Origin of the sequence: Caballeronia sp. dw_19, from assembly GCF_018449515.1 — a bacterium.
In the GTDB taxonomy this organism is placed as follows: Bacteria; Pseudomonadota; Gammaproteobacteria; order Burkholderiales; family Burkholderiaceae; genus Caballeronia.
Genome location: NZ_JAAVUQ010000037.1, coordinates 32,882 through 56,805 on the forward strand (window position 1 = coordinate 32,882; position 23,924 = coordinate 56,805).

Below are 23,924 nucleotides of genomic sequence, written 5' to 3' on the forward strand. Positions count from 1 at the left end.
TGGGTTTCAGCGCACGAAGACCTCGTCGGCGACCCAGCCCTTCGACGTCAAATACACGCCCTCGCGCAACTGCATCGTGCCTTCGCCTTCGATCACGCGCTTGACCATCGGGAACACGCGTTGCGCGTCGGCACTCCTGGCCCACGGCGCAGGATCGATCTTGTAGGTGTAGATGACCGAGGTGGCGGTCTGGCCGTTCACCTGCGCCGGCCGCTCCCAGCCCACTACCTTGTCGAGCGAAAGCGTGGCCGCGCAGAAATCGGCCGGATGCGTGACGCGCGAGGTGGCGGTCGCCACCACTTCCGGAATATGCAGATAGTACTTCTGACCGTCGGCCGTCAACTGGTACTGGCGCGCGTTCGCGCGGATCTTCTTGCTGTTCTCGTCGGTGCGTTCGACCACCACGTCCTTGCCTGCGACCAGGCCGAGTTTCTCAAGTACCGGCATCTGTAACGCGTCGCGGGTACCGGCGGCCATATCGTCCGTTGTCACGTAGATCGGCCAGTCGTATTTAGCGAGGCACAGGTGGCCACGCTGGGCAAGAAAAGTGTTGATGGTGGCCGTGAAATTCTCCCGGCTGACGTCTTGGCTTTTGTCATGGCAGCCGGCGATCAGGGTCAGGGCGCTCAGGGCGAATGCGCCACAAGCAATGCGGCCGGCGGTGGAACGTCGCGTCATGGTGTTTGTTGCTCAGGTTGGATTGCTAAAGTACGAGTTGAATTTTTTCGACGCACGGCCCCCGATAGGGCAGGCCGCCCGCCTGGACCATGGCTTTGTCAGTTCACGCAGTTGCCGCTGGCCGGCGGCGTGGCGGGCACTTGATAGCCGTCGGTCAGCGTGTTCAGGAAGCAGACCAGGTCCGCGATGTTTTGCTGCGTCAACTGCGGCGCCGAGTGGACCACGCGCGCCTGCGCACCGTCGGCCGCTGTCGTGCCGCCAGCCGCCGTCTGACCTTGGCCCATGGGCAATTCCTCGTCGATATTGCCCTGGTACGCCACTGGCAGATCGTTGAACGACTGGGCCGTCGCACCCGAGGCGGATGTCGGGAACAGCGCGTAGGACGGGTTCTGCACAGGCTGGCCGGGGTTGCCGCCCGTGCTTGGGTACCAGTACTCCGGGTTCGTGTCGCGCGTGTTATAGAAATTCAGCACCTGCACGAGCGAGTGGAACACGCCGTTGTGAAAGAACACGGAGCGCGTCGCGACATTGCGCAGCGTCGGCACTTTGAAGCGGCCGCAATATGGGTCGGGGACATTGACGCCGGTGATCGAATCCGGGCCCGCGCCGCTGCTGGCTGTGCCCGGCGGGTGGAGGTTGTTGAGCGGGCCGCACAGACCCATGTCGACGTACGACGCAGCGGCGTTGCTCGGGATCGGGTCGGGGTTGCCCGGGATCTGCGTGTCGTTGCGCGGCGCACCGATCGCCTGATAGGTGAAGTCGGTCATGAGCGCGACCGAGCCGTTGAAGTTCGCTCCGGCATAGTGGCAGGCTACGCATCCGGCGCCAGTACCCGTGTCATTGAAGAGTTGGAGGCCGCGCATTTCCGCCGCTGTCAACGTGCCACCGATCTTGTTGGAGACATACAGGTCGAACTTGCTCGCGTAGGGCGCGAAGCTCGGATCTTCCTGCTGATAGGCCTGGAGGGCGAGACCGATATCGTTGAACGTGGCGTTGGCGTCAGAGAACACGCCTGAGCCGAATGCCTGCTGGAACAGCGCCGCGTAGGACGCTTTCTGTACGGCCTGCACCACGGCGGCTGGCGACGGGTTGTTCATTTCGATCGGATTGAGCAGCGGCAGGGCCGGTTGGGTGGCAAGCGTCGCGGCGCGACCATCCAGCATGAAACCGCCGCCAGGCGCGTTCTGCGTGATGCCGTCCGGGTTCTCGGCGATATCGTTGTAGGGCGGCGTCATGGATTTGTAGCGCAGTGAAGGTACGGCGCGCTGGCCCGCCTGCGACGGATCGGAACCGAGCTGCACGGACAGGCTGTTGGGCGGCCCGTACGCGAACTGAGGGTTGTGGCAGGTGGCGCAGGCCATGTTCTTGCCGCCTGACAGATTCTGGTCGAAGAACAACTGCTGGCCGACTTGTGCAGCGACGCTAAGCGTCACCGGCGCCGGGGGCGCGACGACGCCCGATGGGCTGCCCGACGACGTCTGGGTCGAGTCGCCGCTGCCACCGCCGCCACAGGCGGCCAAAATTAGTGAGAGCGCGCAGATCGCGCCGAGGGAGAGTTTTCGCATATCGAGTCTTTGGAACCCTGACTCCAATCGCCGGGCGGTCCTGACAGGGCCGAAGGCCGCTTGGCGATGGGACGGATAGAACGGAAACTGCCAGGCCACAAAAAACGCGGCCCGGCAGGGAGATCACACTTGCCGCAGCGGGAGGCAGTGAGCCGCCTCCCGCGAGCCGCGTGCTTACTGGGCGAGTGCCCAGACGTTGGTCTGGGTTGGGTCCGGGCCCGGAGCGCGCGATGCCAGCGACGTACCCGTCACATCGACCGGGTTCAGCTTCTGCGTGTAGCCTGCCGGCGTGATGTAGGCATGGTTCATCGGACGCACGGAGTCGAAGTGCGTATCCGCGCTGGCCGCGAGTTCCGGGAGGTTCACGATGTTGCTCGCGATGAACGACTCGGTGTACTTCGCGCGAGCGAGGTACGTCTGCGGCTGGGCCGGGTCAGCGACCTGGAACATGTCCTGCAGCGTACGCACCAGCGCGAAGTGGCTGTACTCGTCGCTGTCGATCACCTTCGGGTTGGCCTGGTTCGTCGCCACACCGAAGATCGAGTTGCCGTGACCGTGGTTGCCCGCGCTGTAATCCGTCGTTGTCGTCTGCGTGAACTTGCCGTTCGCGAACGTGAGCGGTTGCTGACCGACGTTCGACGTCACCGGGTTCCAGCCACAGCACGAGGTGGAGCTGCCTTCGCCTTCGTCGAACATCACGACGATGGCCACCTTGCGTTGCTTGTTGGACCAGATCGGCGATGCCTGGATCTTCGCGACCACCTGACGTACGTAGTCATCGCCACGCTGGACGATATTCTCGCTGCCGCTGAGGCACGAAGGATCGGAGCCAGTGCCGTGCATGTCGTCGCACTGGTCGGGCATGATGAAGTTCAGATTGCCCACGTCACCGCTCGCGAGGTCGGTGCTGAACTGGTCGGTGTTGTAGCCGGCCGGGACAGGGTACGCCGTCGCTTTCGACCAGTCGGCGGCGGAGTATTGCGTGCCGAAGATGGTGCGGTTGTCGGCGAAGAACTCAGGCAGGCTGCGCGTCTGCTGATAGGCCATGCCAGGATGGTGCTTGGTCTTGTACAGCGCACCCGGAACCTTGAAAGGCCCACCGGCGGAACCCGGACCCGTGTAGGTGTCCGATATTGCGTTATCGGCAATACTGTCGGCGCGCGGATCCTGGCCCGGGTTCATCGATTCGCTATACGAGCGCCACGTCAGGCCCGCTTGCGAAATCAGGTTGAAAATCGACGGCGCCGTGATGTTGTGGTTGGCGCTGGCGGTGACGTTGCAGGACGAACTCCCAAAGCCCGACAGGTGACTGGAGTCTTGCGGCGGCAACGCGGTAGTCGCGACGAGCGGCTGGCCGTCCGAGGCCTTGCCACCGGTGAACGCCACGTCCGTCGGCGCGGCCGAGGCGGCACAGCCCCACCAGTTGTCGTCCACGATGCCCCAGTCGTCCCCGCCGCCGAGTGCCGTGTAGTTCGGCTCGCTCGGGTTACCCGTCGAGTAATAGGTCGTGAACTGATTGTTGGCGCTCAGGAACGCGTTGATGTTCGGAGCCTGCGTCGCACCGAGAATCCCCGGGGTGCCCGTAACCGGGGCCACGCTGTGGTTCTCGAGCATGATGATGAAGACGTTGTCGTAGCGCGGGATGCCTTCGACGTTGAACGCGGCTTGCTGGGCTTGCGCGAACGTGATGGGCGTTTGCGTCTGCGTCGGCTTCACGATCGTTGCGGCGCTTACGCCCGCGACACCGACCAGCGACGGGTCGCCGCCGGGCACGGCGAGGTTGTCGGGGTACAGGTCGCCGCGGTCGAGCTTCGTCGTGGCGTAGGTGTAGCGGTTCGCGAGCTGGTTGTCTTCGAACAGCACAGCCTGCTGCTCAGGACCCGAAAGCTTGTTCACATCGCTGAGTACGTCAGCAGCCGGTACCGACACCGACGCCGCACCCAGGACCGGTGCGCTCAGGCGGTTGACCAGGTTGCTCTTCTCGGTCGCGTAGACTGTGCCGTTCGCTTCGACGAGACGCTGGACTTCGCTCGACATCGGGCTGATCACGACGTTCGTCGCACCCTGGTCGGCGATCTGCGCAGCCGAGGCGCGCAGGATCAGATGGCTTGGGGCGGCTGCACCGGTTGCCGTGTTGGTGGCCTTGGTGCTCACGTCGGCGATCAACGGGCCGCTGGCGGTGGACTGCAGCGTGAAGTGGCCGGTGCTGTCGGTTGTCGTGCTGACTTCCGATGTATCGCACTTGCCGTTGCCGTTCACGTCGACGCACACGGTGGCGCCGGCATAGTAGCCTGCCTTGAGGGTTGGATTGCCGGTCGTGCTGCCAGGCATGAAGCCGGCCGCGGCTACCACACCGCTATTGCTGACCGATGCCGGCGAATTGTTGTCGTTGCCTCCGCAGGCGGTCAGCACGCAGGCTGCCGCGATTGAGGTTAGAAGAAATCCAGTGCGACTTGTTGAAATGACCGACATGTGTGGGGGTCCCCGGTTGGATGGGTGTACTAGTTTCTCGTTCCCTTACTTTTACTATTTCGTTCTCTTACTACTTTTAAATCTGGCCGAATTGGAACATTGCCAAATGAAATCTTGGGGTCAGAAACCTGAACGTTTGCTTTCGAAATGATTAGTGCGTGTAGATGTTTCACGATGAGCCGCCCCTTGGATTGGCGAAATTCGTTACCAGAAGAATGTGACAAATCGATGTTTGGATAAACCGCTGAAGTTCTCAGACACGGGTGAGGCAGCCGGTTATGATCACGCCTCAGTCGCGAATGAGAACTTAGGCAGACTTGGTCCATTGCCCCATCAACCTATCTCCCTCGCGCCGATACCCGAGCAGTAAATGTCTGCAATCCTGATCGTTGAAGACGACCCTTAAATAGCCGAACTACTGTGGCTGTATGCACAGCAAGGCGGTGGTAGGCGAGAACGCTTTTGCGCATGCGTCGGGCATTCACCAGGACGGCATGCTGAAGGCGCGCGAAACCTATGAGATCATGCGCGCCGAAGAGGTGGGGTGGGAAGCCAGCAGGCTGGTGCTCGGAAAGTTGTCAGGCCGTAATGCGTTCAGGCAGCGCTTGCAGGCGCTGGCCATTCTGCCCGAACAGGAAGCGGAACTGGATCTGGCGTTCATCCGCTTCAAGGCGCTCGCCGACCAACAACCGGAGATCAGTGACCACGACCTCCGAATGTTGATGTCGACTGTCCCTTAAGCAAGAGCCTGGCCGATCTTGCCGAAGCCGATAATTGCACAGCTCATATGTTGTCCTTAGGTTTACCACGCCCTAAGGGCTCCGAATATCGAATGGAGCGCCCGGCCCGGGCGTAGCGCGTCAGAGTTGCGCCAGACCGCCGTCAACGGCGACCTCGCTGGCGGTCATGAAGCTGCTGTCCGACGACGCGAGAAAGGCGGCCACGGCCCCGATCTCCGCCGGATCGGCCATGCGCTGGAGCGGAGTCATCGCGGCGTAGATCTTCTGGCCCTCCTCACCGAGCGCTTCCTTCGCGAGTTCGGTCGCCGTCGCCCCGGGCGACAGCACGTTTACGCGGATGCCGGTGCCCTTCAGGTCCTCTGCCCAGGTCCGCGCGAGGTTGCGCACTGCCGCCTTGCTCGCGCTGTAGGCGCTCATTCCCGGGGCGCCCGTGGTGCCGGCGCTCGATCCGGTCAGGATGATCGAACCGCCTTCGCCCATCAACGGCAGCGCCTTCTGGACCGTGAAGATCGTACCCTTCACATTGGTGTCGAAAGTTTCGTCAATGTGCTTGGCGGTGATCTTGCCGAGCGGAAGCTGGCTTCCAGCGCCGGCATTCGCGAAGACGATGTCGAGGGTTCCGCGCTCGGCCTTCACCGCTGCGTAGAGTCGGTCGAGGTCGGCCAGATCGGAGACCGAGCCCTTCACCGCGCGGGCATTGGGCCCGAGGTCGGCCACAGCGGCGTCGATCGCTTCCTGCCGGCGGCCGAAGATGAAGACAAAGGCACCCTCCTCGATGAAGCGCTTTGCTGCGGCGCGGCCGATGCCGGTAGCGCCACCGGTGATCACAGCGGTCTTTCCATTCAGTCTGGTCATGTCGTGCATCCTTCCTTGGAGTAGTACGGAAGCAGGGAACTGCTTGCTTGAGGGCAGTATGCAGTTCTGATAACCTAAGGACAAGTATGCACCTTTTGGTAACCATGAAAAATGACTGACTGTACTCAAAATCAAAACTGCGGTGGCCGCTACTCCTACGGGCTCGCCGCCACGCTCAGCATCATCTCGGGCAAGTGGAAGCCGCTGATCCTGTACTTCCTGCTCGACGGCCCGAAGCGCTACGGCGAGCTCAAGCGCAACGTCCATGGCGTCAGCGCCAAGGTGCTGATCCAGCAATTGAAGGAACTGGAGGCCGATCGCGTGCTGGCGCGGACCGACTACAAGGAGGTGCCGCCGCGCGTGGACTACGCGCTGACCCCGCTCGGCCGCAGTCTGGCCGACAAGATTGTCCCGCTGTGCACCTGGGGAACCGAGAACATGGCAGAAATGGTGAGCATTCTCGCCGAGCGCGACAGTTTGCTTTAGCAGGATGCTGAAGAACCGCCGAGTCGGGCGACCCTCCGCGTTCGTGGGAGGGCGGCAGGTCGAATTCTTCCGATCTGAAGTCGGACGGTCTCTGCTCCCTTGACCTGGACCTCATTCCCCTCGTGCTTAACATTCCTTTGGAGTGCGAAGCACGATTCGAAGTCGTACGTGCGGCGCAGCAAGGAGTTCGTTGCTCGATTAAGTCGAAGCCCCATGGAGGTAAGCGAAGAGGTGAAGGCGCTGGTCCGCAACGGCGGATGTATGTTTCCTGAGAGCAAGGAATGAGCAAGACGGCAAGCGCGCCCTGTCACGTCGCACGAACGATATGCACGCACCACCGGCTACGAGGTGCAGCGAATAGCGGGGCCGATGTCTGAAACGGTCCTGGAAGCCGCCATTAATGTTTCACCAACCCTAGCGGCTGCTCAGGGTCGGGAGCACGCATTCGTTGACAGTGAAACCTGACATATTCGCGCTTACTCTGGACTGTCTGTCTCTGAGCTGGTGTCGACTGCCTGGGCGTCGGCCTCTACGTTCCGTGGCTCGGACAAACGTGGCGGGGCCAACGGCGCGCGCATTCGCCTCGCCCCGCAGAAAGACTGGGCGGTCAACCAGCCTGAGCAAGTGGTGAAGGTGCTGAAGGCCCTCGAAGGTATCCAGGGCGAGTTCAACCGCGCACAGCCGGGCGGCAAGAAAGTTTCCCTCGCCGGCCTGATTGTCCTGGCCGGCAGCGCCGGCATCGAGCAGGCGGTGAAGTTGACGCTGACTGCACCTTACGTATCTCTGTGGATCGTGAACTGCCTTGCGATCCCCACTGGGGCAATTACACAGTGACTACAATCTTCCCGAACTGATTGTTGGCTTCGAGGTAACGGTGTGCATTGACTATTTCGTCGAGGGTGAACGTCTTGGCTATCATCGGTTTCAGAGCACTCGATGCAAGGCCAGCCGTAATGAACTCAACGGCTGCCTTTTGACGTACCGGGTCACCCATCGTATTCCAGGTTTTTATCTCGAAGCCAATGATAGTCGGTAGTTTGATCAACAGATCGAGATAGGGGATTTGCGCGGGTTCTTCGCTTAGCGCACCGTGTACAAGCAGGATTCCGCTGGTCTTCATGGCTTTCAGGAGCTTGCCGAAAATCGGTCCGCCTACTGCGTCGAACACGACACGTGCGCCGGCACCGTCAGTGATTCGCATCACCTCCGCGATCAGATCCTGCTCGTCAGTCACGACGACCGCCGCGGCGCCGGCGTCGAGCAACTGCTGACGCTTAGCCGCGGTCCGGGTCAAAGCGACAGGTATTGCGCCTACCATGTTCGCAAGCTGGATCGCGGCCAGTCCTACGCTGCTAGACGCTGCGGTGATCAGCACGACGTCACCTGCCCGAAGGTCCGCTGCCTCGATAAGGGCACCGTACACGGTGATAAACATCATCCAGATCGACGCTGCCTCTTCAAACGATAGGCTCGGCGGATGCTTCACAACCGCCGATACCGGCGCGAGCACCAACTCGCCATACATGCCGTATTGGTTTTGAGAAAATGCGGGAACAGTGTTCACTGCATCGCCCACAGCAAAACGTGTGACGTCCGGGCCGATAGCGTCGACCAATCCAGCCGCCTCATAGCCAAGCCGACCGGGAAGCTTGACCTCCTCCATATATCCGCCAGCGCGCCACATTGATTCAGCGCGGTTCAGTCCAAGCGCCTTTACGCGAATGCGCACTTCACCTGGCCCTGGCAAGGGCACCTCGATGTCTTTGAATTCGAGAACTTCTGGGCCGCCGGTGGTGGCAAATTGAATGATGCGTGACATTTTTGGTCCTTCAATAAATGTTAAAGAGCAGAATGAGTTATCGACACTGCCATCAATCCAACGTGCGATCTGTGATCAAACCGGTTTTTGCTTTAATGCCGGGGCCATCACGACAGCAAAGGGAACATCCTGCCGTTCCACGGCGGTGCGGATCACATCGTCAAGTTCGCTCATCATCTTTCCTTCAGTGATCAACCAGCGCTGGGACGTTCAACCGAATGCCAAGCCTTCGGGCGAATCTATCCAACTCCGTTCGCTCTGGGAAGGCGCTTGACAGGATATGAGTCATTCCAAAACGGGATCAATGCGAGCGACTCGGGTGTCGTTGCAATACCCTAGCCCATTCGCTTTGGCAATGTACCTATATAAAGATCATCTCAGGTTGCCTCAGTTCACATCAGGTATTCACAAGGACAGGGACGGCACGAGGGGATAGCCTGAAGTCGCTTTATCCGGTACCCGCGAAGCGGGTTGCGTCATAGGGTTGCGTCCTAGGCAGGACGCCGGATTCGCCCGCCTCGTTACCATCCGCGATTGCACCGTGCCGATGGAGATCACTTTTCATCCACATTTGGCACTGTGCCGGCTGATCTAGCCCGTGATTTCACTGCTGTGCGATGAGTGCCGAGCTGCAGTCGTGCGGTTGACGGGGTTCGTGCTTGCAGTTCGCGCCGAAATCGGATTCTGCAAACATACCGCGCACTGGGGATTGTTGGTCCACCTCGAAGACTGCTGTCATGAATTCGCTGATTATCTTCTCCCTTCGGATCGCTAGGATTCTTCAACAGGTTCGCGGTGGGGCAAGACTCCAATCGGCCACGAGAAATCATTGCGACGGCCGTGGGTCAGAATTTCACCTACGAGTTACGGCTACCTAAAGAGCGCATCCGAGTGCATCCGGCGCACAGGTGCCGAGCGAGCTTTTGAGTTTTCAACTCCGATGTGGAAAAACAATTCGGCTTCTTATTAACATCTGAAGGAATCAACATGTCACGTATTGTCCAGTTTTCAACCTACGGTGGTCCCGACGTTCTCGAATTCAAAGACATTGACGTACCTTTGCCGGGACCAGGTGAACTGCGTATCCGTGTTAAGGCGCTTGGCCTGAACCGAGCTGAATCAATGTGGCGCACCGGCGAATATATTGAGGAGGTCAAACTTCCCGCCCGGATCGGGTATGAGGCAGCCGGCTTTGTGGATGCTGTCGGTCCGGGTGTGACAGGTTTTGCCGTGGGCGATGCGGTCAATACCGTTCCGGCATTCTCGCAAAATCAGTACGGCATGTACGGCGAGCTGGTCGTCGCGCCCGTGTCGGCCGTTGTGAAACATCTGCCGAGTCTGTCGTTTGAGCAGGCGGCGTCGATCTGGATGATGTTTATCACGGTGTACGGCGCCTTTATCGAGGCCGCCAAACTTCAACCGGGCGATTTCGTGCTGATCCCTGCTGCATCTAGCAGCGTCGGATTGGCCTCGATCCAGCTTGTTAACATGGTTGGTGCAACACCGATCGCCTTGACCCGGACCAAGGCTAAACGCCAGCAATTGCTCGAGGCGGGCGCGGCGGAGGTCATCGTCACTGACGAGCAGGACCTGGTCGCGGAAGTACTGCGAATTACCGACGGTGTTGGGGCACGTGTTGTATTCGATCCGGTAGGTGGGCCGAGTTTCGGCAAGCTTATCAAAGCCATGAAGACCGGTGGGATCCTGCTTGCGTATGGTGCGCTAAGTGAAGAACCTGCACAAATTTCCTATCTCGATCTGCTGATCAAGCTTCCGACGATTATCGGCTATACGATCTGGAGTACCACCGGTGACCCTGTGCGTCAAAAGGCTGCCGTCGAGTTCATCAAGGCGGGCCTCACGTCGGGTGCCCTGACACCCGTGATCGACAGGACGTTCACCTTCGACGAAATAGTCGATGCACATCATTATCTGGAAGCCAATAACCAGTTTGGGAAGATTGTAGTTACTGTGTAGCGGCTGTCGTGGACCGTGCTTGAGTTCGCGGTCCACGTACCCGACAACCCCGGAGAAAATGCGGGCAGCGGTCTGGCCGAAAAGACACCGCGTTATAACTAAAGGTACCTATTTAAGGTGGTGACGAGAACGATCGAGATCGAGTCGTTAGCGAAACCCGGTGCGCCAATTGTTCGACCGCCTTGCGTGCTGACCGGTCCATTCATATTCCGGACGAGACTGAATACACCGAACCGGCGCTGAACCGACCCAGGCTGATCGATCATCCGGCCAGATGAGTTCGCGAGGAAAGTGAAGCATCGGACGCTGTACTTGTTCGAGTCCTCAGCCTGCATCCGTTAGCTCGCCTTGAAAGCGAACCCGCGGCCTGCGACGCGCACCATCTGATCGATCCGGCTGACGAGATGCATTTCCATTCTGCTTGGCTTGGCTAGGGTCCAGAGTGCAAGATGTTCGAAGGTGCCGCGGCCCGTAAGCGACCGGGATGCTCCGGATGTCGCAGAGGGTTGATTGTCGAGCTATCAATTGCAAGCCTTGTGCGCAAAAAAATGTCGAGGGTCATTGGCCCTCTGAAGCCTATTCAAAGTCGCTCGCATGTGCAAATCCATCATTCACTATTCCGCTGCCATGGCTTTGCGCGAACGACATGAATGATTCTTCCCCTTCGGGAACCGAGTCTCGATCCCATTTCATCCCGACAGTCTGTTCGCCAGCGAAATTGGAAACGGTTGTTGCGACGCCTGCGTAAGAATAATAGATCGAAAATAGTGCACGACAATTATCCTCATTACCGGGGAGAGTTGCGCTATCGGGTGTGCACCAGAGGCCGTCGCCAGGTCTTGAAAAGACAATCAACAAAATGTTGACATCATAAAATTTATGTTGAATTATTCGATGTCGGCACGAGTACGACCTACTCGCCTTGGCGGCAGCCAAGTGAGAACAGCGGTCTTTTCAAAAACAACAAACACGGCATGGAGGGTCATATGGCGGAGAGTCGTTCGCACCTGAAAAAAGGAATAAACATCATCGACGTGGTTGCAATCGGCGTGGGATCCGCGGTCGGGGTGTCGATATTTTCGATCATGGCGCCGGCCGCCAAAGTGGCGGGCTCGGGCATGCCGGTCGCACTGCTTATCGCGGCGATTCCAATGGTCGTCTTTGCGGTTATCTATGCGTACATGGGTTCGATCATTCCGCGCTCGGGCGCGTCGTATGACTGGCCTGCGAAGTTCGTGCATCCGTACGTCGGATTCATGGTCGCGTGGCTGCGTATTCTCGGCAACACGGGTGCAATCGTGGTGCTGGCGCTGGTGATGGTCAAGTACGTATCCAAATCAGTCGTCGTACCCGAAAAGCCCACGATGCTGGCGATCATGTTTGTCTTCTACCTCGCAAACCTGTTCGGGGTGCAGCTCGCGGCGCGGGTCGAGCGCGTCCTGGTTGTGCTCAAGCTGATTGCCTTCTGCGTGTTTGTCGTCGCGGGTTTCGAAACCGTGCAGGCCATGCACTTTCGACCGATACTCGGTTTTGGATGGGGTGGCGTCGTTGCTGCGCTGCCGCTGCTGATCTCGCTGTATATGGGCATCGAAAGCGCGACAGAGGTGGGTGAGGAGATTCAGAACGGCAAGACTGCGATTGGTAAAGGTATCGCATGGGCCGTCGGGCTGAGCGGGATCGTGTACCTTGCCGTGTCGTCGGTAACACTCGGCGTGCTCGGCGCACCGGCGCTCGCCGGCAGCGACGCACCGTTGATTGACGCGGGAAGTCATTTCCTCGGCGCATTCAACAAGCCGTTGATCATCTTCGCGGCGGTCGCCTCTATCTCGACCAGCATCAACGCCATTTTTATGACATTTACCCGCTTCCTTTTCGCAATGGGACGCGACGGGGTACTGCCTCCGGCGCTCGCCAAGGTGCACCCGAAGTGGCAAACCCCTCACGTAGCCACGACTGTCGTCTTCGTATGCAGCGTTGCTGGATTGCTGCTCGGTACTAATCTGGTGTTCCTGTTCCTGGCCGTCAACATCCCGACAATGCTCAAGTACTTCAGCAACTGCTGGTCGGCGGTGCGGCTCGCGAAGCACCATCCCGCACTGCATGAGGAAGCGAAGTTCCGGCTCAGCAAACGCGCTGTCATGGGTTGGGGTTATACCGGTATGGCCCTCGCGCTTGCGATCATTGCCGTCGGCATTACGACTGACTGGCGACCGTATGCAATCCTGGCCGTGTGGGCGGTCGTCGGCACGGCTTATTGGCTGAGCGCACGCAGGCGGTCTATTGCAATGACGGAGCGCAGGGCATGACCATCAATACAGAAGCACTCAAGCTGGATTTCCCCTATCTTGCCGAGCGCTGCTATCTGAATACGGCGGCGGCCGGCCTTTCCTGGGCAGGGCAGGGCGCTGCAGCGGCGCAGTTCTACGACAGCGAAAAATCGCGTGGCATCAACGGGCGCCACGAATGGCGCAGCCGTCTGGACTCGGCCGAACGAAACGTGCGCGCATTGCTCGGGGGCTTCAGCGGACACATCAATTTCTTAAGTAATACTACTGAAGCGTTGAACCTCGTAGCGCACAGCATCAAGTGGATCGCCGGTGACGAAATAGTGGCTCTGGCTGATGAGTTCCCATCGGTATTGCATGCATGGCACGGTGCACAAACCGCAGGGGCGAAGATAGTCGTGGTCGAGGCCCGTGGCGAGAGCACACGCACGGCCGCACTCTGCAACGCGATCACCGGCAAAACACGCGTGATCGCGGTGTCCCATGTGCACTGGGTAACAGGCACGGCAATCGATCTTCAGCAACTCGGCAGGAAGTGCCGCGACCATGGCGTGCTGCTTGTCGTGGACGGCATTCAGGCGATGGGCGCCATTCCCGTATCGCTGGAATTCGTCGACATCTATTGCGGAGCCGTTTTCAAGTGGTTGCTATCCGGATTCGGTCTATCGATTCTCGCGGTCAGTCAGCGGGCATTCGATCAGATGCGACCCGCCTATGTCGGCTATCCGAATCTCCCACCCGAACGAAGTCTCAACTATGGGCATGTCAACTATCCCGGTATCTACGCACTGGACGCCACGCTGGAACATCTTCAGGCCTATGGCTGGCGCGACATCCATTCGGCCGTGGCGCGCAACGCGGCACGGCTCGCGGCAGGAGCCGTGCGCCTCGGCTACACCGTCGCAGCGCCTCAGGACGCGCGTGCCGGCATTGTCAGTCTCGTCGCCGACGACGCCCGCTCATTGCGTGATGCTCTGGCGAAACGAGGCATCGATGTGGAAGAGCGTTCCGGCCTGCTCCGGTGTTCGCCGCATTTCTACAACACGGATGAAGATGTCGACCGCTTGCTAGACGCTTTGTCTGTCCTTTCGGCTTAGCCTGGATGAACACCAAGAATATGACTATTTTTCAACGCCTGAAAGAATTGCAACTGGATTTACCCGAGGCACCCAAACCCGCCGCATCGTACGTGACTGTGGTCGAGGCTTCGAACCTTATTTTTGTCTCGGGACAAGGGCCGCTCATTGGTGCGAAGCCTGTCTATACGGGACGCATCGGTGAGGCGCTTACTGAGGAGCAGGGGTACCAGGCCGCGAGGCTTTCCGCGCTGAATGCGCTGGCGGCGCTCGATGCCGAGATCGGTCTTGAGCGTGTAATGCGCATCGTAAAGCTGACCGGGTGGGTGAGCAGTGCGCCCGATTTCTACTACCAGCATCGGGTAGTCGATGGCGCCTCCGACCTCCTGATCGATCTGTTCGGTCAGGACGGCCTGCATACCCGATGCGCATTGGGCGTGCATGTTCTTCCGTTCAATATACCGGTCGAGATCGAGTTGATCGCAGCACTGAAACCAGGCGCCGCTGATTAACGCCGTCGATTGATCAGCTCGGGCTGGAACTAAAAACACGTTCGTTTAACTCTGAAGATCCACGCTATAAATATAGGAATGCAGATGAAAATATTGAAGCGTCTCACCTGTACGATGGCAATGGCGACACTCGCGGTGTCCACCACAGTGCGTGCGCAATCGAGCGTCACCCTGTACGGGGTGATCGACACCAGCCTGCGGTATACCACCAACAACAAAGGGGCGAATGGGCCGGCCGGCCAGTACGCACTGACGGAAGGCGGCATACAGGGCAGCCGCTGGGGATTCAGAGGTGCCGAAGATCTGGGGGGAGGCACGAAAGCGGTGTTCGACCTTGAAAGCGGATTTCTGCTCAACAACGGAACCTTCGACCAGCAGGGACAATTGTTCGGGCGGCAAGCCTGGGTGGGCCTGAGCAATCCGACATATGGACGGCTGCTCGCCGGACGCATCTACGGCATTCCGTTCGGCTTGCTCAGCGATTTCGATCCGTTGGGAATTGGTAACTATCTTGAGAACGCATACCTTCCGCGGATCGTCGGTGTTCGCTACGACAACACAATCGATTATTCGATCTCTCGCGGCCCCTTCACACTGGAACTGCAGCGCGGTATGGGCGGCCAGCCAGGAAGTACGACTGTCGGCAGTACGAATGCCGCAGCGCTGAGCTACAACCGCAACGGGGTGGAAGTGGGCGGTGTTGCGCAAGAGTCCCGAGACGCAGCCGACCACAAGCTGGTAATTTTTGGCGCAGGTGGCAATTACGCGATTGGACCGGCAACGCTGTATCTGTTGTACGTCAATGCAAAGCGCGACGCAGGCTTTGCGCCGTCGTCGACGACCGGTTCGCCATTAGCGAACACGAGCCTGTTAGGCAATGCGAACACGGTCGCCGGTGCCAACACGCAGACCGCACGCCGGACGGATTCTTACTTCTCGGCGGGTTTCGGCTATAAGGTGCGGCCCGATATCATTGCTTCGTTGGGGCTGTTTCTCGACAACGTCAGCCACGTCACCGCTGACAACGGCGGCAAGATCAGGACGGGCTTTCTGGACGTCGATTATCTGCTCAGCAAGCGCACGGATGTCTATGTGGAGGTTGACCGGAACATCCTGAGCGGAGCATCCGTCACTGACCCCAACAATCCTGTCCTGACGTTCGCGGGTCGCAGTACGAGGACGGGTGTGGGACTTGGGATGAGAACACATTTCTAGGGGAGCGTGACCCCGCGTTTTTTCGTCGGTCGTTTCAGTGCCGGCCGCTTGGACCGGACCGGCGCTGTCGTCGAATCGAGGCTGTCGCCACGTGGTTGGCCTAGCTCTTCGAGGTAGTTATAGACCGTAAAACGGGTGACCGACAGCGATTGTGCGACTCGCTCGACAGCACCCTTGATCATGAAGACACCGCGCTTCGTGAGTTCTGACACTACCTTCAATTTTTCGCTTTTGTCCATCAATGCAACCGGCACGCCAGCGCGCTGAATGGCCCCGCTCACGATGTCTTCGATCAGTTCGTCGATAGTTGGACGATGCCCCGGCTCTTTCGGTTCCGGTTCGGTTTGCCGGGCAAGTAGTCTTCCCAGGCTGGCGTGAAGGAGCTGGTAGTCGGTCAGGTCGGTATTCGCGCAAACGGACGCGAAGGGCGCGCCTTTCTTATTGCGTAGCAGTACGGTCATCGATAACAATTCTCTGCCATCTTTGGTACGAGACCGGTAGCGCCCCACCGAGGTGGTGATGCCTTTCGACGGCGGCCGGGTGTTCAGCAGGAGGTCGAAGCCTTTGTCGTCCACCGGTGCAGCGATAATCGGATCCCCGACTTGCCGCCCCGTCACGTGGCCGTTGACGATCGCGAACGTTGAGTGCGCCGGATTTCGCATGTCATGAAGGATCAACTCGGTATTGGCGCTGATGACTGAACTCAAGCCATCAAGAACAGAAGCCAGAATCTCCAGGAGCTTCTGCTCCTCGTCCCCGGTAGTGATCGTCTTTTCCGACATCATGAGATCAGTCAGTTTTTGTTTCAAGAATCGTTCTCGCTAAGCTGGGCTTTCCGGCAAGGTGCGCATGCCGACCGGCACGTGCAACGCGACTATCGCAGGAGATTTGCTGGACGCGGATTAAGTCCATACCAATCCGCTGACTAGTTTAGCGGCTTTTTCGAAGGCCAGGCACCGCGGAAGAAAACTCGAATCGAGGAAAATGCGATTAGTTCACTTCCGCTGTTGGGGTAACGGAAGATCCCGATTGAGAGAGGCTCAGTTGATAGTGTCTATCAATGCCCGCGCAGCCTTAAGATCGCTGCTATCCCGGCCCTCCAGGAAGCGCTGGTACACAGGTACGATGAGCTCGCGCGCCTCCCGCGCTTGGCCTTGGCGCCGCTTGAGCGCAGCGAGGCTTGTCGCGCAACGTAGTTCCCACGAGAGAAACTGGTGACTCCGTGCTTGTGCAAGTGCATCGCTGAGCATCGCTTCAGCGGCCGATTCAGCAGACGGCCCTCGCGTTGCCAGCAGCAGTTCGGCGTTCACCCGCAGAAGTTCTGGCAGCGAACATTCGTCGCCGGTCTCCATTGCGCGTTCAACAGCTGGGTTGATCAGATCCACAGCTTGTGCGAGCTTGCCATGCTTGGCGAGCAATTGGGCCGTTGCTGACAGAAACGGCGTCAGGGAAACATAGAAGCGCTTCGAGCCGATGCCAACCATCGCCGGGTAGATCGTCTGACTATAAGCGGAAGTAGATCCTGCAAGCAGTTCGAGGAACCCCTGCCACATCTGCGCACGAGCTTTCCAGGTAGATATGCCGTGACGCCGTGTTTCGATCGTCATCGCCACGACCGCTTGGGCGAGAGTCGCCTCGTCTCCGGTCAGGACCGCGAGGGTGCAGACCGCTTCGCTCAGCGCGTAGCAGAGCGAGACGGGATGGTCAAGCTCACGTGCATCGTCGAGCGATTGTTGCGCCGCAAGCCTGGCCTGGTCGATGCGCCCCATAAACCAGTGCGTATGCGCGAGCGAGGCGTGCGACAGCATTCTTTCGTCATAGAGGAAGCGTATGCGCTGTGCTCGCGGAAGTTGAGTGCGCGAGCTGGCTGCGCGCACGAGGTTGGCGAGCGCCTCGCCGAGCTCGCCCAGGAACAGATGCGACATGCCTGTCAACCGGTACGCGGCCAACCTGTCGCAGGTCCGGAAGGATGACATTGCCACGGCGCTAAAGCGTTCTGAGAGCGGGTGCGCTTTCGCGTATTGTCCGTTAAGGTATAAGCACATCCAGCATCCCCACATGCCGAGCAACTGATACGGCACGTTGCCGGTGCGCGTGGCAATATCCAGTGCGGTGCTGAATGCTGTGCTCGTTTCCGGGCCTACGGCGTGGCACAGTAGACACATACCGCGCGCCGAATATAGCTTCATCTCCCGCTCACCGATCGGGGCACCGTTTTGAGCAAGCCATTCGAGAGCCCTGTCGACACGCGCAAGACATTCCTCCAGCAGAGCGAGGTGCATCGAAAGGGGGATGCTTGCGATTGTCAGGTCAGCCGCGATTTTCGGATCTCCTCCAGCCGAAAAGCCCCATTTGATTGCGGCTCGAAGGTCTGCAAGATGCGGTGCGTAGGCGGCGCTCCAGTCGATATCGATCTGTTCTGCTGCCTGCTCTTCGGCGCGCTGGAAAATTCCAAGAAGGTGGCGTGCGTGGCGGCTCGACCATTCGTTCAAGGTGCCGTCGGCGCGCAACTTGTCATGCGCGTAGGCGCGTGTCGTTTCGAGCAGCCTGTAACGAACACTTCCAGCGTCGGGCACGGTGGAGACAAGTGATTTGTTGACCAGTTCGATGAGCACGCTAACGATTGAGCTAGCCGATATCTCGTCGCTGCTCGCCACCGCCTGAGCAGCTTCCATCGAGAATGGGCCCGCGAACAGGCTGAGCCGGTCTAGCACGGTGCGTTGAATCTCGGGCAGCAGGCTATAACTCCAGTCCAGGGTAGCCCTCAACGTCTGCTGTCTTGGTAGCGCGGTGCGGGCACCAAGCGTGAGGAGTTGAAAGCGATCGTCAAGACGGTCCGCAACGCCCCGCAGGCCCACCGTTGGCACACAGGCCGCGGCGAGTTCAATCGCTAGCGGAATTCCGTCAAGCTGGCGGCAGATGCGCACTTCCAGCGGCAAAGCCGATTCTCTGTCGCTGTATAAGTGGATATCCGCGCCGGCGCGCTCCTCAAACAGCCGGACGGCGCCGAATTCACGTGCATCCGCAGCGGTGTCGTCAAGGGGGACTTCGAGCGACGGCACTCGATAGACGTACTCGCCGGGAATGCGTAGCGGCTCGCGGCTCGTCGCGAGAATCGTTGCGCGGGGAGCGATGTGGAGTAGCGTTTCGGCCATTTGCGCGGCGCTCTGGATCAGATGCTCACAATTGTCGAGCAAGAGCAGTAGATGTCGCGTATGGAGACTCGTTGCAAGCCTGTCGAGAGACGGCGTGCCGTCGCCCGGGGGAAAACCCAGGGCCACGGCGAGGGTTGTTGGCAGATAGTCTGCCGATGACGTTGCAGCGAGTTCCGCCAGGTACACACCGTCGGCGAAGTGCGGCATAAGTTGACGTGCGGTCTCAACCGCAAGGCGGGTTTTTCCAACGCCCCCCGAACCGACGAGCGTGATCAGTCGATGTCGCAGCGCCACTTCGCCAACTTCGCGCAAAGCCTTTTCTCGACCGATGATCGGCGAAATATTCGCTGGAAGCCGAACACCGGAGAGCGCCGGGGGCGGCGTTACTGCGACGGGCGCACCGGTTGCAGTTGGCCCTTTCGCGGCGAGTTCACCAATGAACTGGTAACCCCTTCCTGTGACTGTGTGTATCGCGGCACGGTCATCGCCCAGCACTCGCCGGAGCACCGAAATCTGCCCTTCAAGCGTGTTCTCTTCGACGATGCGGTCTCGCCAAACCAGCGTAATAATCTGATCTTTGCTCAAGACTGAGCCGCGGGCCTCGAGCAGAACAAGTAGAAGGTCGAATGTGCGGTCACCAATTTCGACCTTGACACCGTTGTGCAGCAATTCGCGCCGGCGAGGCACAACGACCGTGGTGCCGAACGAAAAATCGTCGAATTGCAGCGTTCGCGAATCCATCTCAGACCCTTTGTGGGAGTGAAGGGAAACTGTCGGAGAGTGGCGTTCAAGTATCGCACAGCCGATGAAACGATAAACGATGAATATGAACGGTGCAGCCGCGTTGTGAGGGAAACCTGCCGTATCTCAGGTCGGCACGGCGTGCAGCAACATGCGTTTTCTCGTGAATGCCGGAATCCGCGCCCGTAATCTCGCAGATTGTTATGGCATAACGAGCCGTGCATTCGGCTTATCCAGCCGCGCCATGCGGGCGTTCCCTGCACGGTCAATTCGACGCGCGCAGAAGGTTTGACGCAGGCAGGATGCGGTTTCTGATCTGCGTGCGGTCGTGCCTTTCCGGCAACTCCGGCGTGTGCCGTACTACGGTCGAAAGTGGGGAACCGCTGCGACCCGGCGTCATTGTCGGTAGCCGTGTCCTGTTGCAGCTCGAAGCCCTCAAAACAAGTCGCTGGCGTTCTGGAGGCATTCAGTCCGCGAGGAATGCAAAGATGTCGGCGTTGACCTCATGCGGGAGGGTCGAGCACAGCCCGTGAGGCGCGCCGGGATAGATCTTGACGGTTGAGTTGCGTGTGAGCTGTGCAGCGAGCAGGGTGGAGTTGCCGATAGGCACGACTTGATCGTCGCTGCCGTGGATGAAAAGGGTCGGCACGTTGAACTTGTTCAGGTCATCGGTGAAGTCGGTTTCGGAGAAGGCCTTGATGCACTCATACTCGGCCTGGATCGAGCCCATCATGCCAGCCGCCCAGAAGGAATCGATAACGCCCTGAACCGGCTGCGCACCCGGGCGGTTATAGCCATAGAACGGCACGGCGAGATCCCTGAAGAGCTGCGTCCTCTGCGTCGCGGTCTTCTGCCGGAGATCGTTGAATACCTCAATTGGGAGACCACCGGGGTTGGTTGGCGTCTTCAGCATGAGAGGCGGCACTGCGCTGATGAGGATCACCTTGGACACCCGCTCGGTGCCGTGCCGGCCCACATAGCGCGTGACTTCGCCGCCACCCGCCGAGTGGCCGATCAGTGTGGCCTCGCTGAGGTCCAGCGCGCCAATGAGCGTCGCGAGATCGTCTGCATACGTGTCCATCTCGTGGCCGTTCCACGGCTGGCTTGAGCGGCCGTGTCCGCGACGATCATGCGCGATGACACGATAGCCTTTATGCAGCAGAAACAGCATTTGCGCATCCCAGGCGTCGGCGTCAAGCGGCCAGCAGTGAGAGAGCACGATCGGCGGCCCGTTGCCCCAGTCCTTGTAAAAGAGTTGGGTGCCGTCTTTCATTGTTAGATGACTCATGTTGCCCGATCGATGAGGAGCGCTTGGGAGCGTCGCAGAAAAGGTTGGGGTACTGGGTTTTGCGTGACGTTAAAATATCAGACAGTTGCCTCTGCCGCATTTGCCGTCTTGAGGTGGAGCGGCTTGGAAGCTGCACGGTCGGCTTGAACTGATGGCCGTTGCGTCTCGCTCTTTTCCGTATCGGATCGCAGAGCGTTTTCGCTGAAAATTTTCGTAATCCAGTCAATGAACGCCCGAACGGCAAACGATATGTGGCGGTTCTGTGGATAGACGGCGGAAATTGGCACCGGAAAGGGCTTCGACCTGGGCAGAATCTCGATCAGTCGGCCAGATTGCAAATAGGGGGTTGCCGTAAAGCGCCCAAGCTGAATGATGCCGACGCCGTCGAGAGCACTCTTCAAATGGGCCTCTGCGTCGTTGACTGCCAGATGTCCTTTCATCCGTACTTCAACCGGCTCGCCTCCGACGGAGAACGTCAGGCTCGCGATCTTGCCGGTACGGCTCGAAAAGCGATTTGTCGCAATGTGGTGGTCGAGCTTCTCGATTGTCGTCGGCGTGCCGTAGAGCTCAAGATATGCGGGACTTGCGACTGTTATCACCTGATATAGACCGACGCGTTTCGCAACGAGATCCGAATCTTTTAAGGTGCCGACACGGATGGCGCAGTCGACCCCCTCCTGGATCAGATCGACGTTCCTCTCGCCGAAACCGAGCATCAACTCGATGTCGGGATAGCACGCGTAAAACTCGCGGATTTTAGGCAAGACCATGACGTGCCCCAGGGCGCCGGGTATATCGACGCGAAGCCGGCCGCTTGCCGCGAGGCTAATGTCTTTAAACGATCCTTCGGTTTCTTCGACGTCGGCCAATATTCGGAGGCAACGCTGATAGTATCCGGCACCATGCGGCGTGAGGGCGACTCGACGAGTGGTGCGTTGCAGTAACCGAACGTTCAAATGATTTTCGAGTCGCTGGATGGTCACGGAGACGGACGCGCGCGGTAGCTCCAGGGCATCGGCGGCACGCGTGAAGCTGTTCGTCTCCACGACTCTTGTGAAAACCTTCATGGCATGGAGTCGGTCCATTTTCCCTCTCCTCGGCTATTGCATTGGAATCCCGCCGCGCTGGGTGCCAGGACGGCGCCGGTTGCTCAGGCTTGCCTCGCCGGAAGTCAGATCGAGCGGCCAATGTCAGACTACCTCTTCGCGGCGTTGCGGTCCTGTTCCAGACCTGATAGAAACTGAGGCGACCTGCGGTGGCTTTTGTAGGTTTGCGCTACAGACAAATGGTCCGGCGACACAAATTGCTCCACGTACGCCTGCCAGAGCCTCTTCAACGTAGCAATTCAGGACTCCCGAGTGGGCCGCCGGCACGGGCCTGGGCTATGGGGGCATACCATGGCGTCGCATCTTTGTGGTGCCGTGGATTTCCCCATCCGCCAAGCTGTTCACACCTGGCGAACAGGCGGCCGCAATATCCAAAGCATCGGCCCGAAAGTTCCTTCCTATTTTCGCCGCTGGCTCAAGGATTGGCGTCACCAGAGATAATGCTCTCGTCAAATTTTCCTTTTGACGAGAGCGAAGCCGCGGGCTGATTCCGGCGCATGATCGAAGCCGGGTGCTTCGACCTGTGGGGATGGGAGCAGGAAGAGGTACCGCCGGGCATGCATTAAGTGCTGGTTGACTGCTGTGAAGGTTGGCTTGACGGTTGGTTGGAGGCCGTACAGGGACGGTGCTCCAGTGCACAGGTCAAGCGGTCATGCCTCCGTCCACGCTGATATTTTGCCCGTGAATGAAGTGTCCGGCGGGCGATGCCAGCAGCAATGCGAGTCCCGCTACATCGGAGGGTTCGGCGATGCGTCGCATCGGCGTCATTGCGACGATAGCCGCCTCACGATTCGGATCTTCCCAGAGAACTCTCGAGAAGTCCGTTCGGACCGGGCCGGGGTTGATCGAGTTGACGTTGATATTGGACGGGCCGAGTTCGAGCGCGAGGTTACGGACGTATTGATCGATGGCGGCTTTCGCCATTGCGTAAAGGCCCAGGTTCAGCGAACCCCGCTTTGCTGCGCGGCTCGACATGAAGATCAACGAACCCTGCTTACGCTTGACCATTGGCGGCACGAGGGCATTCACGATGGCCAGATTCGCCTGTACGTTGTCCCGCATGACCTTGCCCAAGTCTTCGGGGTCCTGGGACAACAGCGCACCGTTTGGCGTGTTGGCGGCTGCATTGAGCACCAGTACATCAACGCGTCCGAATGCTGCCAGCGCTTGCACCGAAAACTCGGCCACGCTTTGAGTGTGGCAGACGTCAAGAATTAATCCTCGTACTTCGATCCCCTCCGACTGCAATAACGCTGCAGCTTCTGCTGCTGCAGCCGAGGTACGGGCCGAAATTATCACCGAGGCACCGGCGGCACCGAGGGCCCGCGCAATCGCGAAACCCATGCCCTTGCTCGCGCCCGTGACTACCGCGACACGTCCCGAAAGATTGAACATTTCCATCACGGCGCTCCTGAAAGGTTAGGTGCGCGCCGGGGCAGAACGGAGCAGGCCCGAACCGCGCGGGACCGACACTAGCAGCGCACAACTTTCCTGGCTAATGCTTTATAGGCCTAAAGCCATACCTTCGAAGCATGGCGTCCGTTGCATGGAGATTGACTGATCTTAAGGATTGAAATCAGCCCCAACGCGTCCTTTTTGGCGTCTCGACACAGGCAATGCTACGCAGCAAAGACTGGCAGGCCTCATCAGAACGTATCAGGTCGCATCAGATCTGCCAAAGGACAACGCCTTTCCCGGCTTGTACATTGAAGTCGCTGCCCTCGAAGTGGCGACTTGGGCCCCTGTATCGCATCAGGCAGTTCATTCATCCCAGTTTGGAATGACGGATATCCGGTTTTGAGTCTTCTCGAAGGTATAGCCAATGGATAAATTCCCGACCAACGGGCCGGTGCCCAGTCGCGACGTGGCCGCAGCCTTCAACCAGGAAAATGGACATCACCTTGGTCAGGATTCACCCTTAGCGCCCGGGGTGAGAACCGGGCGTTGAACCGAC

General features: G+C 59.2%; 16 protein-coding genes and 2 pseudogenes. 8 read left to right on the forward strand and 10 right to left on the reverse strand.

From position 1 onward, the window contains the following. Positions 1 to 6: 6 nt before the first annotated feature. The 3 genes from HB376_RS32655 to HB376_RS32665 form a co-directional block, all read right to left on the reverse strand. Positions 7 to 678: a hypothetical protein gene (locus tag HB376_RS32655; protein ID WP_213767785.1), complete on the reverse strand. Its 672-nt coding sequence runs from the start codon at positions 676 to 678 to the stop codon at positions 7 to 9. Positions 679 to 776: 98 nt separating this feature from the next. Continuing rightward, positions 777 to 2,243, reverse strand: coding sequence for a cytochrome c peroxidase (locus tag HB376_RS32660; RefSeq protein ID WP_213767786.1), 1,467 nt, complete (start codon positions 2,241 to 2,243; stop codon positions 777 to 779). A gap of 174 nt (positions 2,244 to 2,417) precedes the next feature. Further along, the gene (locus tag HB376_RS32665; protein WP_213767787.1) at positions 2,418 to 4,715 is read right to left on the reverse strand and encodes an alkaline phosphatase family protein; all 2,298 of its coding nucleotides are present in this window, start codon (positions 4,713 to 4,715) and stop codon (positions 2,418 to 2,420) included. Between the two features lie 437 nt (positions 4,716 to 5,152). Between HB376_RS32665 and HB376_RS32670 the strand changes: the two are divergent. Continuing rightward, a pseudogene (locus HB376_RS32670) lies at positions 5,153 to 5,455 on the forward strand (2-isopropylmalate synthase); the annotation flags it as partial. A 120-nt stretch (positions 5,456 to 5,575) separates the two neighbouring features. Here HB376_RS32670 and HB376_RS32675 read toward each other — a convergent pair. After that, entirely contained in the window at positions 5,576 to 6,310 is a 735-nt protein-coding gene (locus HB376_RS32675) for an SDR family oxidoreductase (protein WP_213767788.1), read from the reverse strand. Positions 6,311 to 6,421: 111 nt separating this feature from the next. Between HB376_RS32675 and HB376_RS32680 the strand changes: the two genes are divergently transcribed. Continuing rightward, the gene (locus HB376_RS32680) at positions 6,422 to 6,796 is read left to right on the forward strand and encodes a helix-turn-helix domain-containing protein (protein ID WP_213767789.1); all 375 of its coding nucleotides are present in this window, start codon (positions 6,422 to 6,424) and stop codon (positions 6,794 to 6,796) included. Positions 6,797 to 7,276: 480 nt separating this feature from the next. Then, positions 7,277 to 7,552: pseudogene (locus tag HB376_RS32685) on the forward strand (peroxidase family protein); the annotation flags it as partial. A gap of 67 nt (positions 7,553 to 7,619) precedes the next feature. Here the strand turns inward: HB376_RS32685 and HB376_RS32690 are convergent. Then, a complete protein-coding gene (locus HB376_RS32690; RefSeq protein WP_213767790.1) occupies positions 7,620 to 8,615 on the reverse strand; it encodes a zinc-dependent alcohol dehydrogenase family protein in 996 nt (331 codons plus the stop codon). A 987-nt stretch (positions 8,616 to 9,602) separates the two neighbouring features. Here HB376_RS32690 and HB376_RS32695 point away from each other — a divergent pair. The 5 genes from HB376_RS32695 to HB376_RS32715 all read left to right on the forward strand — a co-directional run bounded on the left by HB376_RS32695 (position 9,603) and on the right by HB376_RS32715 (position 15,680). Next, on the forward strand, positions 9,603 to 10,592 hold the full coding sequence (locus HB376_RS32695) for a zinc-dependent alcohol dehydrogenase family protein (protein ID WP_213767791.1): 990 nt from the start codon (positions 9,603 to 9,605) through the stop codon (positions 10,590 to 10,592). 986 nt (positions 10,593 to 11,578) lie between these two features. Then, complete coding sequence (locus tag HB376_RS32700) at positions 11,579 to 12,898, forward strand: amino acid permease (RefSeq protein WP_213767792.1); 1,320 nt, start codon at positions 11,579 to 11,581, stop codon at positions 12,896 to 12,898. Further along, on the forward strand, positions 12,895 to 13,974 hold the full coding sequence (locus tag HB376_RS32705) for an aminotransferase class V-fold PLP-dependent enzyme (protein WP_213767793.1): 1,080 nt from the start codon (positions 12,895 to 12,897) through the stop codon (positions 13,972 to 13,974). Before HB376_RS32700 ends, HB376_RS32705 begins: the two co-directional genes overlap by 4 nt. 20 nt (positions 13,975 to 13,994) lie before the next feature. Further along, complete coding sequence (locus HB376_RS32710) at positions 13,995 to 14,465, forward strand: RidA family protein (RefSeq protein WP_213767794.1); 471 nt, start codon at positions 13,995 to 13,997, stop codon at positions 14,463 to 14,465. 84 nt (positions 14,466 to 14,549) lie between these two features. Next, positions 14,550 to 15,680: a porin gene (locus HB376_RS32715; protein WP_213767795.1), complete on the forward strand. Its 1,131-nt coding sequence runs from the start codon at positions 14,550 to 14,552 to the stop codon at positions 15,678 to 15,680. Here the strand turns inward: HB376_RS32715 and HB376_RS32720 are convergent. The 5 genes from HB376_RS32720 to HB376_RS32740 form a co-directional block, all read right to left on the reverse strand. Further along, positions 15,677 to 16,489, reverse strand: a complete 813-nt coding sequence (locus HB376_RS32720; protein ID WP_213767796.1) for a PAS domain-containing protein — start codon at positions 16,487 to 16,489, stop codon at positions 15,677 to 15,679. The genes HB376_RS32715 and HB376_RS32720 overlap by 4 nt on opposite strands. 231 nt (positions 16,490 to 16,720) lie before the next feature. Then, positions 16,721 to 19,576 (reverse strand): winged helix-turn-helix domain-containing protein, encoded by a 2,856-nt coding sequence (locus HB376_RS32725; RefSeq protein ID WP_213767797.1) that lies wholly within the window; start codon positions 19,574 to 19,576, stop codon positions 16,721 to 16,723. A gap of 466 nt (positions 19,577 to 20,042) precedes the next feature. Continuing rightward, complete coding sequence (locus HB376_RS32730; protein WP_213767798.1) at positions 20,043 to 20,864, reverse strand: alpha/beta hydrolase; 822 nt, start codon at positions 20,862 to 20,864, stop codon at positions 20,043 to 20,045. Positions 20,865 to 20,941: 77 nt separating this feature from the next. Further along, on the reverse strand, positions 20,942 to 21,949 hold the full coding sequence (locus tag HB376_RS32735) for a LysR family transcriptional regulator (RefSeq protein ID WP_213767799.1): 1,008 nt from the start codon (positions 21,947 to 21,949) through the stop codon (positions 20,942 to 20,944). A gap of 663 nt (positions 21,950 to 22,612) precedes the next feature. Continuing rightward, a complete protein-coding gene (locus HB376_RS32740; RefSeq protein ID WP_218627450.1) occupies positions 22,613 to 23,371 on the reverse strand; it encodes a glucose 1-dehydrogenase in 759 nt (252 codons plus the stop codon). Positions 23,372 to 23,924 lie beyond the last annotated feature (553 nt).